This window comes from Polynucleobacter sp. Fuers-14, from assembly GCF_018882045.1.
In the GTDB taxonomy this organism is placed as follows: Bacteria; Pseudomonadota; Gammaproteobacteria; order Burkholderiales; family Burkholderiaceae; genus Polynucleobacter.
Genome location: NZ_JACVPG010000010.1, coordinates 1 through 17,895, shown reverse-complemented (window position 1 = coordinate 17,895; position 17,895 = coordinate 1). Strand labels below are relative to the sequence as shown.

Below are 17,895 nucleotides of genomic sequence, written 5' to 3'. Positions count from 1 at the left end.
TTGGAGTGGCTATTAGTGGCAGTGTATCAGCGATATTGGGTTTCAATATGAGCAACACAAGACTAGTGAGCGACTATTTAATCCCATACGAGTACCAATACAGTTTCATATTAAGCCTAAATACTCGCTGCGTCTAATCCGAGTCTGCTACGCAGAATTATTTCACTTGAACGAAAGGAAAAGCATCCGCTTTCTTTAGCGCTTAATATGAAGTTCAATCCTAATTAGGTTCCAGTCAAAACAATGTTAAATATTGTTAATTATGGAGATCCATCGGGCCTGGCGAAGATTAGCAGTAATAAGATGGCTTTCAATGGCGCACAAAGCGTTTATTAATGCGATGAATGGATGAATTCTAGGGTTAAAATTCACCCATAGCCCTCAAGACAGAAGATGGCATTTAAAATTCAGGTAGGCTCGATTACATATGCGCGTTGCAATATTAGAGGACGAGGCCACTTTAGCGGAAGAGGTTAAAGATTGTCTTGAAAAAAATGGACACATAGCCAAGATTTTTACTGATGGCGAGTCTTTGCTAAGAGCTCTGCCTAGAGAAACATTTGATCTATTTATTTTGGATTGGAATGTTCCAAAAATAAATGGGTTTGACGTGCTGAGTCGTATGCGTAAAAACCTTGCTATGACTGAGCCTATTGTATTTCTTACTAGCACAGACGATGAGAGTGAAATTGTCGCTGCGCTTGAGGCTGGCGCTGATGATTATTGTATTAAGCCGATTCGACTTAGGGAGTTTTTGGCTCGTATTTGTTCTGTGCAAAGACGAACGCAGAAGACAAATGCTCCGGTGGTTGGTCGCGAAAAAGAGATCTTGGGTTACAGATTTCATCCAACCGCTAATCTTGTTAGATTCGATGATCAAGACGTTGCGCTAACGGAGAAGGAGTTTGCTCTAGCCTCCTTTTTATTCTCAGAATTAGATCGTCCGCTTTCACGCAACCGATTATTAATAGAGGTATGGGGATCTACTGGCTCTGAATTATCTAGGACGCTTGATGTCCATATTGCCTGGATTAGAAAAAAGCTGCATATTGGTGCAACCGGAAGCAGGGCTAGGTTGGTGGCGGTTTATGGTTACGGCTATAGGCTTATGCAAACCTTTCCTGAAGAGTAATTCTTTGGCTGTGCCGACAGAAAATTTCCTCGTATTACTGCGTATTTTCGTGTCGACCGGCATATTTGCTTGGTCGACTTTCATAGTTGCGCAGCCAACCGCCCATTCCGAGCCAAAGCCTCTGGTCTATAAAGTCCAGCAAGGAGATACGCTCCAGTTGATATTGGATAGGCACTTAATTCAGGATGCGCTACCAGAGCTAATAGCGGCCAATGTGGGGATTAATAAGAATGAAATTCTGGCGGGGCAAACCATCTTCATTCCTCGCTCATTGATCCGGTATCACCGCTCTAGAGCCGTGGTTGTGTATGCAAAATGCGCGGAGCCAATTTTGAGGGCTAATGAAGCCGTAGCTCTAAAGTTGGGCAGCACTATTGATCAGGGTGATGTCATCACAGTGCCCCCGCAATGCGCCCTTTCTTTGCAATTTGAAGATCGCTCTATCCTGCGTATGCCCTCAGGGGGTAGCATCAAGATTGGCATGTTACGAAAAAGTACGCTTGAAAAATCGCCTGAAGTTCAGCTTAATTTATTGGATGGGCGTGTCGAAGTGAAGGTTCCTAAGCGTCAGAGCGGGGATGCGCCTTTTGGTGTCAATACACCAACTTCTGTTGCCGGTGTCCGTGGCACCGAGTTCCGAGTTGGGTTTGATCGATCCAGCGGCGCTGGTAAGGTTGAGGTGAGCTCTGGTTTGGTTGGAACAAGAGGCGTTGCTGACATTGAAGAGGCGGGAGTATCGGCGCAAAAAGGGGTTGTCATACCAAAAGATGGTTTGGCCGATAAGGTCGAGGACTTGCCTACGCCGGTAAAATTTTTATCGGTACAGGCTCAGCAGGTTTTGGGATGGCATCTATTTGTATTTCAAGGAAGCTCAAATTCTCACAGATATTACTTAAGGGAAAGTCAGGCGGCCAATCTCGTAAGTGAGGAAGATTCAGTCCAGCGGAAGGAGCCATTATTTTTGGCCACCCAATTGGGGTCAACTGCAAAAATGCTTACTTGGTCTGCACAAACTGCCAGCGGTTTAATGGGGGATGAAAGTGTTTTTGGTATTTGTGTTGATCGGAGTGGTGGCGCAGATATAAAGCGATGCAGTGTATTGTTTGATTTGACTGGTTTACGAGAGCCAGTCATAACTCTGGTTGAGGCTGCCCCAAACGGTCAAGCGGTAGAAATATTGAAGGCCTATAAACCTTCGAGGGAGCTAAAGGTGCTGTTAGTTAAGGGATTGCCGGTTGGTAATTATCGCTGGGAGATTAAGTCAAGTGTGGGCAACAACTTATCTACGAGACAAGATGGTCGATTTGAATTAATAGCCGCTACTCAAAACTAAAGGCCAATGCGAATAAATATCTGGCCCATAAAACCTCACATCATTAAGCTCAATCGCGCAGATGATCGGCGCTTCTTTGGTGAGTGGTGCGGCTTAACATTTATCGCAATAGTTGCTTTGGCATTGGCTGTTGCGTTGAATATTTTTACCCCCTTGGGCAACATCTTTTTTGATGGGGTTCAGCGTATGAGGGTGCAGGCACCAAATAATAAAATTATTATTGTCGCTATTGATGACCGAAGCTTAAGTGAATTAGGTGGTTGGCCATTACCCCGCAATTTGTATGCTCGCTTTCTTCAAGAGTTAGCAGACACTGGGAATTATCCGAAAGCTATTGGGTTTGATATATTAATGATCGATCCCACTATTCATGACCTGGAGTTTGCGCGACAAATCTCGCGACATAAGTCCGTTTTGCCCGCCGAGCTTCATTTTGACGAAAAAAAAGGCGAGGTTGTAGTCAGCTCGCCGCCGCTAACAATTGCTAAATCAACGGCAACCATATCGCACGTCAATGTTAGTTTTGATGAAGATGGATTTATACGTGGAAGTAATCTAATGGAGTCGGGCATTCCGCATTTTTCGGTTGCCATGTCAGGACGTCAAGACCTCATTAATAATCATGGAGATCATTATTCGCGATTTAGTTTGATTCGCCCTGAAATTGGCTTCACAACGATCTCGCTTTCAGACGCCCTTCAAAAAAATTACCCACTATCGATTTTTAAAGATGCATACGTCTTAGTTGGCTCAACAGCCCCTAGCTTAGGCGATCATTACCCTTCAATCTATGCTGGCAGGCAAAAGTCAGGAACTCCAGGCGTTATATTTCAAGCAAGTCTTTTAAATGACCTTTTACAGAACAGTTTAATTACACAGGCCACCCCTTGGGTGCAGTTTTGTCTCTACGCGGCTGGGCTACTGACGATTTTAGTGGGCATCTTGCTGCTTGCCCCATCGACAGAAATTATTCTCACTTTAAGTGTAACGATATCTGCACTCGTTGCCAGCATCTTTCTTTTGTTGAAATTGAATTATTGGCTAGATCCAATGCCGCTGGTAGTGGCCGTTTTAGTGGTCAAGCCAATATGGGCGTGGCGACGTATGAATATGGTAATTCTCTTTATGCGAGAGCGAGCTAAAGAGATGCAGTTGATAGAAATGGTGCCCCAAAAAACGCGGCATGAGCATTATCTAGTACAGGATGCGGTACTGCAGTATTCGAGCATTTTAGATAAAGCGATCCTAATGGCAAAAAATCGTCTAGATAGTTTTGAAAAAATTATCAACGAATTGCCTGAGGCGATGTTTGTTCTTGATGCAGGCGGAAAACTATTATTGGTCAATATGAGATTTCGGTCTTTATTCCCAAAAGAATATTTTAGGAATGATGTAACGATTGATGCCTTGCTACATCATCTCGGGTGCTCGCTTAAATACCTGGAAGGCTTATTAAGCCTGCCACCAGGCGAAAAATATTTGAATATCAAGGGAGTTGATGGGCTTACTAAAGAGTACATGGTCCATCGCGTGGAAATTCATTTTGAGCCCAGTAATTCTCTAGCCATTATTATGTTTGTAGAAGTAACAGAGTTACTGCAATTTCAAGCGCAAAGAGATCGCACTTTGCAACTGCTTTCGCATGATATGCGTACACCAGTGGCATCTATTCTGACCTTGTGTCGCAAAATAGTCGCACACAATTCTTTGCAAGAGGAGGGAGATAAGTGCTTGTTAGATATCTCATCTCACTCAAGACGACTTCTTTCGATGATGGATGACTTTATCTTATCAATTTGGGCTGATGAGTCTGAGTATGTGCTCTCAACAGTCCTATTTGAGGCTTTATTGGATCAAGCAATTTATGGGGTGAGAGTTTTAGCGCAAGAACGCCAAATGACAATTCGCGTTGATGAGAGGGATGCGGGTATTTTTGTGCAGACCCAAACTCGTTTGATGGAAAGAGTACTCATCAATCTTTTGGTTAATGCAATTCGTCATGGGCGTCCTGCCACAGAAATTGTCGTACGAATATCCCTCGGTAGGACAGACCATAAATTACAAATGCTTAGATGTGAGTTTACAAATATTGTTGATCAGCCACACGACCTAACTCAAGTCGAAACTGAGCATAAAGGTTTTGGTCTTGGCACAAACTTTATCGATCGAGTCATTATTCAACATCATGGACAAATAGAGCGTCATTTTCCTGTTGATCCTGGGGGATTTGCCAAAATTACTTTACAGTTGCCCGTCTCTCATTAGTGAGGCGGTTCGCTGCAATTAATCGTTTTGTTTGGGGCGCTCTAAATCATCTGCCGCCTGTCTGGCTATTATTTGTGCGCCTACTTGCGCCGCTTTAGAAAAATGCTGAATTACAAGGTTGCGCAGTTCATCAATTTGTGTCAACGCATATTGAACATCAGGAAAAATCGCGGGCAATTGCAAAAGCTTGCCGTCTTCTGTCATAAAAGAAGTTTGTACTGCTATTCCAGAAGCGGTCGTTTCTACCAGGAAGATGCTACGCCCCCGGAGGGTCTCATTTGAGGGGTCGGAAGCCTCTTCTTTGATTGCCTGCATAGGTAAATCGTTGTTGTTTTCACTCACGGCACATCCTTTCAAATTCAATTTTGATATTAGCTCTTAGGTGTACACCCTCATAAGCCTGCAAGCTAAGCCATATCTATAAGAGTCTCTTTTTAGCAAATTTGCCCCTTAAGAGGTTGAATTTACTCAAATTTTTGCAATATTTAACAATTCAGAGCGTCGTTTTTTGGGATAATAAGGGGTAAGCCTATTATGAATAAAAATTGCTACAAACTCATATTTTCTAAGCACCGCAATAAGATTATTGCGGTGGGGGAGAACGCATCTAGCATATCCCATTCTGGAGCCAGAAATCATTCTAAACGAGGCATCGTTTCCCATATTTCTTATGTTGCTAGGTTATCTGTTTGTTCGTTTGCCGCATTAATTGCATTAGATGGGTATGGCCCTGCATTTGCTGCCCCCGCCGTCAACGCCCTTCCCGCTGGCGCCTCTGTAGCTGCAGGTAAGGTAGCCATTAGCCAATCAGGCAATACGCTCACCGTGAACCAGACCACCAATCAAGCGATTGTGAACTGGAACTCTTTTAACATTGGCACTAACGCCAAAGTAGTCATCAATCAACCTAGCTCAAGCAGTGTTCAGCTTGATCGGGTGACTGGCAACAATGCCTCCCAAATCTTTGGACAGTTAACTTCCAATGGCCAAGTCATCTTGGTTAACCCAAATGGTATTGTCTTTGGTAAAGATGGCTCTGTGAGCGCTTCATCCTTTACTGCTTCTACTCTAGGTATTAGTGATGCAGACTTTTTGGCCGGCAACTATCGCTACACTCGTGATGGTGCTACTGGCACCATTGAAAACAATGGCTCATTACAATCATCTAGCGGTGGTTATGTAGCTCTCCTTGGCGCGCAAGTCACCAACAACGGTAAAGTCATTGCTCCACAAGGCACGGCCTATTTAGGTGCGGCCGAAGCGATTACTGTGCCTTTGTCTAGCAGCGGCAAGATCAAGCTGGAGCTCTCACCTGCAGCGATCAATACAGCAGTGACCAACTCGAGTACCGGTACGATTGTTGCTGAGGGCGGTCAAGTGTTTATGCAAGCATCTGCGCTTAATGATGTGGCAGCAACGGCGGTGAGCTCAGTCACCAACTCGGGAGCAATCGATGTATCAGGAGCGCAGGCCGGTAATGTCGCCATACTGACAGATCACGGCAACATTAAAGTCGATGGTTCCATTATCGCCAATAGCACCAATCCCAATAACGCTGGCGGCAATATCATTATTGGCCGCGATACCCAAACGGGCGTTCTCTCAGCTACATCTGATGTGAGTGGCGCAACGCTACAAGCCAAGGGCGGTTTTATAGAAACCTCCGGTGAATATCTCAAGACTGATGGCGTTCAGATCGCCGCAAAAGATTGGCTCTTAGATCCTAATAATGTGGAGATTAATGCCACCTCTACTGCTAATACGGCGGGTGACTCAGTTGTTAAAGCGGGTGATATTAGTACGGCTTTGGGATTGGGTACAAGCGTGACCATTGCGACAGGTGGTAGCGGTCAAGTCTCAAGCGCAACCGGTAGTGGCGGTACTGGCACCATCAGTCAAGCCACCGCTGGAACTGGCAATACCTCGGATGGCAATATTTTGGTGAACTCAGCTATCACTAGCACTTATAACGGCTCATCTATTCCAACTTTAACTTTACTTGCCAATAACGGCATTACGGTTGGTGCTGGTATTGGCATTACCGGCGCTGGTACTGGGTTTAATGTTTCAATGACAGCCAATGGCCTAGGAACCACTAGCCAGGGCATTATCTTAAATAGCGTAATCAATGCGGGTACTGGCACCGTTAGCTTAACGGGTGCAACAACGAATGCCACCTCCAACGGTATTGCGTTTAATGATAGCTCTGGCATCACTGCAAGCGCCTATACCGCCACTGGCAATATGAACGCTACCAGCGGTGGTTCTGAGGGGGGCGCAAATGGTGCCGGCATTATTTTTAGGGGCACTACCTCATTTACTTCCACGGGTGCTAGCTCTATTACGGGTAGCACGCAGTCTGGCACGGCTGATGGCGTAGAGTTTTATAACTCTACTAACACCACATTTAATGCTGGAGCGGGCTCCTTAGTCGTGTCAAGCGGCTCGAATAATATAGGCATTCAGGGTGTTCGGTTTGGTTATGGCGGTGGCGCCACGATGAACACCTCGGGTAATGTCACCATCGGATCTACTGGTAATAACTATGCCAAATTTCAGGTTCAAGGCACTATCAATGCTAGCTCAGGTACTCTGAGTTTAATGGGCCAGTCTAATACTGGTGATGGTATTTATTTTCAAGATGGTGGCGGCGTAGCCCCTCAAGTGCTGGCGACCAATGCCGCAAACATTAGCGTGACCGGAGTTTCCACAAATGCAAACACTGGCAATGGTATTCAATTAAATCTGAACGGCGTATTAGCCAAAATCACTACCGATACCGGTAGCATTACAATGAATGGTACTGCATCGGGCACCGGTAATGGTAGTGGTATTACTTTCCAGAATGCGGGGGCGACATCGAATGTTACCAGCACTGGTGGTGGCGCCATTTCATTAACCGGAACAGTCGGCACCGGCGCAGGAAATGGCGTTTCTCTTTATTCTGGTATTTCTACAACTGGCAGCATCACTGTCAATGGCACCTCATCCGGAACTGGATACGCCATCACTGCCACCAATCCGCTCAAGGGTACTAATATCACCTTAAGCGCTACCCCAACAGTGAACACGGGCACAGCGATCTACATTAATGGCACTTCTACTACTGCTGCCCCTTTAATAACTGCAACTGCCATCACTGGTAATGTCTTAATCAATACGACCCAAGGCCAAATTAATATTTCTGATGGTTCGACAACTGCCAGTACGCCCACTATCAGAGGCGTTAATGTCACGATTGATAATACGGGCAGCACCAATATCGATCCCACAACAGGCGCTATTACAACGCCGGGCAGTGGCTACGCACAAAATAATAGGGGCCTTCTGTTTCAGGATGGCAACAGCAATAGCGGTGTTGGTGGCGGCATTAGCGCAACGGGCAATATTAATATTGCCGCGCAATCAAACTCCACTACAAGATCGTCATTAGAGCTGGCAGGGCCCATTGCGGCAACGGGGGCTGTGAACCTCTATGGAGCCCAAACCGGCTTAGCTACCAATAACAATGGTATTTATTTGTATGCAAACGCCAATATTTCTGGATCGACGGTTGCAATGACTGGCGTGGCCGGAACTGCGGGTGGCACTGGAATTTATGTTAATAGCAACGTAGGGATTACTGGCAATGCAACCACAGGTACTGCGGTTTCTTTAAGTGGTACATCCAAAGCTGCCGGTGCTTTAGGTATTCAAACCTTAAGCGGCTCAGTGATTAAGGGTTACTCGGATATCTCTTTGAAAGCCACTACTGCTGGATCAGGCATCACATTATGGGGCACCATTACTGGCATCAATAGTGGGACTGGCGTAGCCAATGTCGCAGTGGAATCAAATGGCGGCACTATTGCGGCTAATGGCGCAATCAGCGCTAACAATATTTCACTGGATAACACTAACGGTACGATTGATGCAACAAGCGGTGTAATCACGCGAGGTTCTGCTGGCCTAACATCGGGAGCACTTGGTGTTGGTGCATCTAATTTAAATGCAGCAAGCAATATTAATATTGCCGGCAATGGCGGGAATGTTGCATATCAAGGCGTAAGTCTTAGCCACTCTACCAATGGCATTACCGCAGGCAATGCCATTAATGTATATGGCTCAACTGGCTACTCACATGGAGTAGATATTAATAATGCGGCAATCACAGCAGGTGGCCCAATAACGATTACTGGCAATCAAACTAACAATGGTGATGTCGGGGTATTAGTTTGGTTCGGTAGTTCGATCACTGCCAATGGAGGTGGTTACGCTTCTGGATCTAATGCCATCAATATCACAGGGTCAGGCTCAAGAGCTGTAGTTATTAATAACGCCTCAATCATCAATAACTCCACGGGAGGCAATACTTCGATCAGCGGGACTGGTGGTGGTAGTGCCAATACACAACTGGATAATGGCGCGGTCATTACCAATGCCGGTAGTGCTGGAGCAGTGCTAGTTAGTGCAAGTGGTTACGATGCAAGTGGTGTTGGGGCTACGGTTGGTGCATCCAATACAACTACGTACGGCGCACTACCCACAATCACTCAAAATAGTAATGCGGGAGTGATCATCTCCTCCCAATATGGCAATGTTGCCCCACCAAAAATTATTAACAACGGCAATGGCGATGTTGTTATAGCTGCTGGCACGGGATTTACAGCAGGCAATGGGCTATCTGCCAACATTACTGCGCCAGCCGGCTCGACAAGCTCCGCTTTAAATCCGGTAATCAATAGCGGCACCGGTAAGGTATATCTATATTCTGGATCAACAACTGCGACTGGAAATTTAAGCGTTCTGAACGCAGGTTTTAATAACTTGTATTTTGCGGGCTCTGGTGTCGCCCCTAATGCCCAATTAAATACGGCTTACTCTGTTGGTCGAAGCGTGTCGGGATCAACCTCCAATATGCAGGTCATGTTTAGAGAGGCAGCAACTATGACAAACATACCGGTGACACCAGCGCCCCTGCCTCCCCTACCACCAAATGTCAATCCAGTAAGCCCTGCTGTTGTTCCGTCGAGCACTCAATCAGCTGGCCTTGGTGTTTCTTTTGGACCTGCCTCTATAGAGGAGTCTGATATTTGCAGCACTAAACGGTCTTGCAATTGTGATGCGACGGATACTGCCGGGGTAGAGATTTGCTATTCAATTGACGTCGATAGTGTTAAGCCAAAAATCCAGATATCTAAGTTAATTGGTGGTAAATGGTAGGCATCAATTTTCCTTATGTCCCAAGGATTGGGGCATAAGCAAGAAGCACCTCTTCTTATAGAAAATATCGCTATGCCCTATCGGCTAAGTCGCGATGTATATCAATATAAATATTTTTCATGGCCCCGTATGACAAAAAATCAATTCATTAAATTGCGCAAAAATTTCAAAATCAAACAAGCCTTAATATGTTTGTGCGTAATGCTTCTTTGTCCGCTATTGGCTTTTGGTCAAAGCGCTCCGGTTGTGGAGCCTAACCCAGCAGCTGCCTTGAAAAACATTCAAGAGAATTCAACTTTGCCGCCCTTGCAAGATCAAACTAGGGGTTCGTCTGAAGTCCAAAAAATCGATTCAAAGATTTATATCGATAAATTAATCGGAGTGAGTGTAAACAACGACCTAATTAAAGATGAGATTTTGCAGTATTGGGCCCCATCCATTGGAAAGTCTGTCACAAATCAAGACATTGCCAACTTCAAAGAGTGGGCTTGGCAAAAATTTGGTCAGGCTGGCTACTTTGCATTCCTGCACACAGAAATCTTTAAGGAGGATGGGGGGCAAAGACTAGTGATCAAGATCTCTTTACCAAAGGTTAAGGAAATTAAGATTTACTCAAAGGACAAGTCTTTGGCAGAAAAATATTCTGGGCAGATTATTAGGCGTATTGGGGATAGTGGCGTGCCAGGGCAAACAGTCGACACCCTATCTTTAGAGCAAAAATTGGACAACATCAGCTTTGATTTACCAATTTCATTGGACTTGAATATTCGCCCAGTAGATTCTGATCAGGTGATTTTGGTGATTAATGTGACTGAAAAAGAAAATAACCCAGGCACTTTGCGTTATGGCGCTGTTCAGGTAAATAATTATGGCCTTAGCCAGTATGGGAGAACCCAGGCTTTAGGCATTGCAGCTTTTAATGGATTTACGCCTGACTCAACAGCTACTGTGATTGCTCAGGGGGCGGAGGGATTGGCCTACGGTCGAATGGAGTATGAGGCTCCAGTAGAAGAGCTTGCAGGGCGTGCCCGCATATTTGGGGAGTCTGTGTATAGTAGAACGATCTATGGTGGTAGTACCGCGACTCAGGGCCTTACTAGTAATTATGGCGTAGGACTAACCAATGTTTTGGGCTCGCAGAGGGATATGGTCTACAAGTCGTATATTGACCTGTCTCAGAGAAACACCTCAAGTAAGCTTCAGGCGGGAGGGTTGCAGATAAGTAGCATAGTTGATGATCAGGCTCGATTAAAGTTTGCTGCAGATAATGATAAGCTTGCAAGAGATAACATTCAGCATTATGAAGCGACCATTATTGATGGTACAGATAACAATAACGGCCACTATTCATTCCTCTTGATTGGGGCAAATTATCAGGGCAAACTAAATAGTACCGGCCTCGGCCTATATGCAAAGATGCGGGCTCAGGGCGCTCCCTCACGAAATCTAGATACCTATAATCGATTATCTCTGGGTGGTGTAAATGGGTTGCGTGCCTATACCACGCTTGATGGTATTGGCGACATGGGTGCAATGGGGTCTCTCGAAATTCGTCAGCAATACTTAGTTGATCATTTTGTAGGCGCGTTCTACGATGGCGGGATAGTAAAACAAAACCGCACTCCAGTTCCTGGGCAATTCAATACCCCGTATACCCTACAGGATATGGGGCTCTCTTTCGGCGGCTATGTAAAGGGAGTCAATTACAACGCCTCAGTTGCAAAGGCGATTGGGAGTTATGCTGCTTTTGTGCCTGGCGTCTACGAAACAAACCCAAATTCATGGCGCTTTAATTTTGCGCTAACCTATCCAATCTAAAAAATGTAGAGACCCTTAGCTATCCTTATGCACTATGACAGGTAAAATTAAGGGTGTTAGCTTAATTTGGTTCAATTCCTTGTGCAAAGATTTTTATTGGTTATATTATTTTTTGCCGCGCCTTTCGTATATGCGCAAGTAAGCCTTCCTTGGTATTTTAATGACCCGAAAACAAATGCTCAGGAGGCAGCAGCAATAAATGCCGAACAATTGGTCCGCTTTAGGGGTGTAGGCGAGGTGGTTGTTGCGTTAGTTGATAGCGGACTACGCAGCGATCATCCTAGTTTGCGTGGAAAGGTATTGCCCGGTGTCGATATGGTGTCGTCTGAGCGCAATCCCCGTGGGGATAGGGGTGATAATTTTGCCCCTGACAATGAAAAAGACTTATGCCCCATAACTAGGCGGGTTAATAACCCTGATGTTTTTAGCCATGGAACAGGCGTTGCCAGTGTCATTGCAGGCAATGGAGAGTTGGGGGTTTTCGGAGTAAATTCCCGAGTAAAAATTCTTCCGATCAAGATTATGGGGGCCTGTCCAGCCAGTAGGCGTGATTTAATGGATGGCTTACGATGGGCTGCTGGCCTACATATTGATGGGGTAAAAGACAACCTACACCCAGCAAATATAATAAATATCAGTATGGCAGGCGGGGAGTCACGTTGTGATCCATCGCTGCAGGAATTGATTGATCGGCTGATTAAAAAGAACATTATTGTAATTAGCGCAGCAGGCAACACCTTTGGAAAATCTGCTCTCGAGCCCGCTATTTGCGATGGAGTTATTGGTGTGGGGGCAGTAAATCCTGATAATTCAAATACATTCTATACGGCTGTAGATGGTCGTATATTGCTTTATGCTCCCGGAGGCGGTAGTCAGTCATCAAGATATTCCACGGCCCTTAAAAACAAGATCAGAATTGCGGGCTATGATCCAAACACAAAGCAGCCAATTGCTAGAGATAGCGGGATGGGAACTAGCTACTCCTCTGCTCTAGTTGCTGGTGTAATGGCAGAACTTGTTTTGCAAAACCCAAATTTGAGCGCAAAAAGTGCTGTATCAATAATTAAGCGACTCAATACCATGGAAGATGGTAGCGATCGCCGCAACTTAAATTACGAGCGTCTTCTGACTTTGATAAGGTGTGAAGCCGTGCTTTAGGATCAATATTAAAGAATGTTAAATATTGATCTTTGGGATTGTGGTTTGCATTACTTAAGTAAATAATCTGCCCATGCCCCAAACAAGAATCCATTTGCCAAAATTTGTAAATCGCAATAAGACCGGTCATTTATCCTGCATTAATTTTCGATTGATACGATGCGCTATCGCGATAACTTTTGTCCTGATGGGTGGCATTCATCATGCCAATGCAATTGAGTTACTTTGCTCAAGCTCTGAAAATTTATCCACACTAAGTAAAGATGAATTTTCTGTTGCTTTGGTAAAAGATGCACATATTTCTTTAGGAGATTTGCCGCAGCTGTTTTCGGCGTCTTACGAAAATGATGGGAGTGAAACAATTCGCGTATGCCTATTACCGCCAGAAAGCCCATCAACTGAATCATTATTATCAAGTCTGGGCGTTAGTCGAACTAGTTTTAAGGCTCTCCTTGCCAACCGCGATTCGATTAAAGATTCCCGGGAAATAAAGCTTGTAAGTTCAGAGTCTGAAATGTTTCAGTGTGTTGAGGGGTTCTATCCTTCTATTGGATACACTGCCCGGGCTATAAATTCGCGGAACGATTTAGGCTGCTACTAATTTAGTAGACGCGCCTGATATTTCAACCAGTTTCGTAAAGCAAGTTTTCAACTAATATAGGCTGAACCTGCGCCATCACTTTTCTCTATGAGACTGGCAAAACTTCGGTAGATCTTAAGAATCTGGCATGCATTAGTCGGCGGCAACCAATTCAATTTCTTTATTATTGACCTTCACAAGTAGATTTTTTTGAAATGTAGCACCCCCAATTACCATTGACTTAATAGCGTTTATTAGGCTATTGGGAACCGCGGCAAATTGTGTTCCTATGGGGATAACTTTTTTACTTTCCACTAATGAATCATATAGCTTGGAATCAATTTGGTATCCAATTCGTTCCCCAGGGAAGCGAAAGGTTACACGATCAATATTTGTTTGATGGTTAATTGATGCAACTACACTACCCTCATTTTGCTGAGTAAGATTGAACGCATTCTCAGTAAATCTTTCATCCCTTGCTGCTGAGTTTGTGTTGGTTGTGGAATAAAGCGGCATAGCTCGTAGAGCTTGTTGTTGTAATGCTGCAACTACTTGGGCTTGGCTGTTGTTGGTTGTGTTTGCGGTCGGAATATTAATACAAGGGGCTTGTGTCACAGATGTTCCGCAGGCAAATGCCAATTCATAGTTTTGCAATAACAAGCAAGTAGTAACAATAATTTTTAAGGGTTTAAAGTGCATATTGGTGAACTTATATTTGACTGTACAAAGATAATTCACCCAAGGTAATTTGAAAGTTAAATATTGTTAAGTTCAAATCCGTAGAGCGGTAATTTTTTTACCACCGCGCACTCTACCCCCTATTTTTAACTCTAACCCGCATCAAATTAAAGTAAATTACGCGACGTTTAAATGAGTTGCATACAGAGCTAAAAGGGCTGGAGGAAAATGTTGCACTTCGATTTGACACAATGAAACATGATCGATATCTTGAAAAAATAAATCTCTTGTAGATGCGATTTATAAAATTAAAAGTACCAGATAGTCTTTTGCCAGACTACTTCTCATTACGATTTGATATTGGCTATATGAGATCCCTGCAAAGGGACGCGCTCAATCGCCTTGGTAAAACATTTATTAATTAAACACCCCTGAAATTAAAAACGATGGTGGCCAAAATGCATGCGATTGACACCTTTCCCGCAAAAGCCAGCCTGCTAATCTAGCCTTAGCGCCAATTAATCCACAAAAGAAAGGTATGGAACGATTTTGCGCCCGATTCTCTGCGAAGTGGATAACAGCCGATGCTGATAGCTGTGGGTAGCCCTGTGGTTTCCTTGGTTAGGGGGTGGCTTTTGTATCGCTCCATAGGATTTAGCGATAGCTTTAACAATGTTTAACAAATAAAAATATGTAGCGGGCTTAAAGTCTAAGCCTATGAATACTCTTTGGCTCTGCTTCATATCACTGTTTCTTTTGCTTATTCTGTCACTATCGGGGGCTTATTCTTGGCTTGAGTGCTCAGTCATCACTACTGCAACACTTACCTCTATTGGGTTTGCCATAAAAGATGCCCGAAAGAAAAAAATACGTAGCTAATTGAATAAGGTGTTACACAGTCTGACAAAGTAAAAGCATCGCCACACAAAAAATAATAAGGGAAAAGCTTGCTAAATCTGATGAGGGTCGAGTCTAGATTGAGGCGCTTGTGGAGCTTACTCTCTCTTAATGTCGGAAGTGTTCCCGCCAATCCGTCATTAATCCAAACGTTTAAATTTCTTCCTGGCTCAATCTGCAAGTTCAGCACAAGAAATGTATCAATTTGAGGCTAATACGCAAAACCAGCATAGACCAAAAAGGGTGCGTCCGGCAGGAATCTAGCCCTCGACCCGCTTAACTAATTGGGATTGTGACAAATACGTCAAATGGATTTAGGAATTGGCCAGATTGGAAAAAATTACAAATGGTATTAGATAAATTCTTTTATTCGAGTGATTTAATTATTTGCAGTTTTATCATTGCCCTGTTTACTGCAAATGCGCTAATACTGTTGTGGCTGACAAATAGGCCTTGGGCAAAAATTTATTTAGAAAGTTTTATTGGCGTAAGCAACGGCCTTTACCGGTCGGTAATGACAGTCTTTGCTTTTACTGCGGCATTTTTAGGGGCATCGGTATGGGGCGCGTTTAATATAAATTCCAATTCCGTAAATGTTGAGCGCCAAGCAATTGCTATCTTGGCTGACACCGTGAGTAGTACCCCCGCCCTAAATAATGAAGGGCTTCAACCCTTGCTCAGGAATTATGTACATTCAGCAATTGAAGATGAGTGGCCAATTCTGGTTAATGAACAGATTTCACAAAAAACACAAGTCGCGTTTAATCAGCTCCGCGTGAGAATCATTGAAGTGGCCACGAATACCAAATCAAGTTTAGTTGCCAATATGCTTATAAGAGCATTTGAGGCTTTAGATAATGCTCGTCAAGTCAGAATTAACCATCGTTGGCACAGTATCGAACCAGTGCGTTGGTATATCTTATTTGGGGTTGCCCTGCTTGCCCAGTTCGCTGTAGTTGCAAACCATTTGGATGTCGCAAGACGACCAATGGCGCTTTCACTTTTTATCATAACAACCTTAATTATCATAGTTGTAGGTCTCATTGCTATGTCTGTAAATCACTATGAAGGTGTAGTGGTGATTTCGCCAGAGCCCTTTCGAAAAGTGCTTGAATCACTTTAGGCGTTCTCTGGCAATATTGATCAGATTTATTTTGCATTGGTCAAGGAAATATCTCTTCGCATGTCAATTTAAGGCGTAGTCACTCCAAGAGCGAGTCATTCTCCCACTCGCAATGCCGGTATCTTTTATGATGTTGGCATTAGCAGTGCTCATAGCTCCAATGAATTGCCACCAGCCACCAACAATAGATAGGATAAGTGGCGCACCTGCTCAGGTTTCATGCAAAAGTGCAATTGCATCCCAGCATCATTCCTTCGGCCATAAACCCTAGTAATGCAATGATTGCTAATCAAAGATCTGCATTTAATAGCAAGCCCTTTAACAGGAATTAAATTTTAGATAGGCCGGCTCAAGCAGTTTTTCTTCGCGCCGCAGACGCTACAGGTCAAGGCGTCTCCAAATATATGTGACTTGCATGAAGCACATTCATATCTTTTTAGCTTGCGGCGCTTCCGGCGAAACTTGAGTACAAAAAATGCAAGTAACGTCAAAATAGACAGGATTAAAAATAATCCCCAAAGAGCAAAAATTACATTAATTGACCAGGGCGGATTAATTAACGCGCCTAAAAATGATTGAGCCAATTCGCAGTCCTAAAATAAAAAATTGGCCTCATCAGCCATATTGGGGGGTGATTCTAATCGGCCGAGCAAGCAGTAGTCTAGTACTGCTGTCCGCATATTCAAATATTAAATATCAACAAACCGGCTGGAATTATTTGAAGATGCACAGTATTTTTTTTACCCATGATCAGCTTTTGTTAATGATTCAAATCAAATGAAATATAAGGCAATTCATTATTTAAAATTGTTAACAATAGTTAACTATTGTTTTGAATGGTTTCACATAAATTAATTTAACTTTGGGCGGTGTTTACCTTTATGTCGCCGTAGATCTTGCGCCAGCGATAGCAGCTTTGCTCTACGTTGCCCCCTTCTTTAATGGCCTTGACTAGGGTTTTGCCATTCGTAGTAAGGACATCAATTTGATGCAATGAGGCGACGATTTTCTCGCATTTGAGGCGTCGGCCTTTTGCCATATTAAGCGCTACTGTAAGGGGGGTATTATCAAAAACCCTCTCTTCTGGAGCTGCAATAAAAACAGGTCAGGTCAGCCTGCACCTTGGTCTAGTGAAAGAGCATTAGAAAAATTAACACAGTAACAATTGTTTTTTTGAGAGACATTTCTATTGACGACCCCCATCCTTGCCAGTTAACTAGGCTTTGAACTATCGCACCTGGCATATCCCATTATTTATCAAACGCTCTACTGGTAATCCCCCCATTTTTAACTTAAGCTAAAAGTAGAAGCTGGTACTGCAAGTGCTAGTTTTTGCTTAGGTGTTATTCCACCCAAGCCCATGTTTGGTCTTTCATGATTGTATGTCCACATCCAATCGGTAGCCAAGTCTTGAACTTCATCAATTGACTCAAAGAGGTATTGATTAAGCCAATCGTAACGCACGGTGCGGTTGTATCTTTCAATGTATGCATTTTGTTGTGGCTTACCTGGTTGGATATAAGTTATCTCTATTTGATGTTTCGCAGCCCATTGCACAAGCACGCTACTGATGAGTTCCGGCCCATAGTACATGCAGAATGGTAGTCAGCCGCAGCAATTTAAGCCATGCTGGTGATTGCGAGATCATCAATAAGGAGTATTGCTATGGCTGACCACTTAAACAATAAACCCTTTGGGGCATGGATTGC

General features: G+C 44.0%; 11 protein-coding genes and 1 pseudogene. 8 read left to right on the top strand and 4 right to left on the bottom strand.

Annotation, left to right across the window (positions count from 1 at the left end; translation table 11 throughout):
• Positions 1-427 precede the first annotated feature (427 nt).
• From ICN40_RS06750 to ICN40_RS06740, 3 genes are read left to right on the top strand one after another with little or no spacing between them, the layout of a single operon-like run.
• On the top strand, positions 428-1,132 hold the full coding sequence (locus ICN40_RS06750; protein ID WP_071464394.1) for a response regulator transcription factor: 705 nt from the start codon (positions 428-430) through the stop codon (positions 1,130-1,132).
• Between the two features lie 10 nt (positions 1,133-1,142).
• A complete protein-coding gene (locus ICN40_RS06745; protein WP_216243033.1) occupies positions 1,143-2,465 on the top strand; it encodes a FecR domain-containing protein in 1,323 nt (440 codons plus the stop codon).
• A gap of 6 nt (positions 2,466-2,471) precedes the next feature.
• Entirely contained in the window at positions 2,472-4,730 is a 2,259-nt protein-coding gene (locus ICN40_RS06740; protein ID WP_216243031.1) for a CHASE2 domain-containing protein, read from the top strand.
• An 18-nt stretch (positions 4,731-4,748) separates the two neighbouring features.
• Here the strand turns inward: ICN40_RS06740 and ICN40_RS06735 are convergent, their stop codons facing one another.
• Complete coding sequence (locus ICN40_RS06735) at positions 4,749-5,072, bottom strand: hypothetical protein (RefSeq protein ID WP_216243030.1); 324 nt, start codon at positions 5,070-5,072, stop codon at positions 4,749-4,751.
• A gap of 192 nt (positions 5,073-5,264) precedes the next feature.
• Between ICN40_RS06735 and ICN40_RS06730 the strand changes: the two genes are divergently transcribed.
• The 4 genes from ICN40_RS06730 (at position 5,265) to ICN40_RS06715 (ending at position 13,509) form a co-directional block, all read left to right on the top strand.
• On the top strand, positions 5,265-9,932 hold the full coding sequence (locus ICN40_RS06730; RefSeq protein ID WP_216243072.1) for a filamentous hemagglutinin N-terminal domain-containing protein: 4,668 nt from the start codon (positions 5,265-5,267) through the stop codon (positions 9,930-9,932).
• A 201-nt stretch (positions 9,933-10,133) separates the two neighbouring features.
• The gene (locus ICN40_RS06725; RefSeq protein ID WP_216243028.1) at positions 10,134-11,750 is read left to right on the top strand and encodes a hypothetical protein; all 1,617 of its coding nucleotides are present in this window, start codon (positions 10,134-10,136) and stop codon (positions 11,748-11,750) included.
• Positions 11,751-11,846: 96 nt separating this feature from the next.
• Positions 11,847-12,908 (top strand): S8 family serine peptidase, encoded by a 1,062-nt coding sequence (locus ICN40_RS06720; protein ID WP_216243026.1) that lies wholly within the window; start codon positions 11,847-11,849, stop codon positions 12,906-12,908.
• Positions 12,909-12,981: 73 nt separating this feature from the next.
• Positions 12,982-13,509 (top strand): hypothetical protein, encoded by a 528-nt coding sequence (locus ICN40_RS06715; protein ID WP_216243024.1) that lies wholly within the window; start codon positions 12,982-12,984, stop codon positions 13,507-13,509.
• Positions 13,510-13,641: 132 nt separating this feature from the next.
• Here ICN40_RS06715 and ICN40_RS06710 read toward each other — a convergent pair whose 3' ends face one another.
• Positions 13,642-14,187 (bottom strand): hypothetical protein, encoded by a 546-nt coding sequence (locus ICN40_RS06710; protein WP_216243012.1) that lies wholly within the window; start codon positions 14,185-14,187, stop codon positions 13,642-13,644.
• A gap of 1,222 nt (positions 14,188-15,409) precedes the next feature.
• Here ICN40_RS06710 and ICN40_RS06705 point away from each other — a divergent pair.
• Positions 15,410-16,186, top strand: a complete 777-nt coding sequence (locus tag ICN40_RS06705) for a hypothetical protein (RefSeq protein ID WP_216243011.1) — start codon at positions 15,410-15,412, stop codon at positions 16,184-16,186.
• 856 nt (positions 16,187-17,042) lie between these two features.
• Here the strand turns inward: ICN40_RS06705 and ICN40_RS06700 are convergent.
• Both ICN40_RS06700 and ICN40_RS06695 read right to left on the bottom strand, forming a co-directional pair.
• Entirely contained in the window at positions 17,043-17,225 is a 183-nt protein-coding gene (locus ICN40_RS06700; RefSeq protein ID WP_216243009.1) for a hypothetical protein, read from the bottom strand.
• Positions 17,226-17,473: 248 nt separating this feature from the next.
• Positions 17,474-17,770: pseudogene (locus ICN40_RS06695) on the bottom strand (transposase); the annotation flags it as partial.
• Positions 17,771-17,895: the final 125 nt, after the last annotated feature.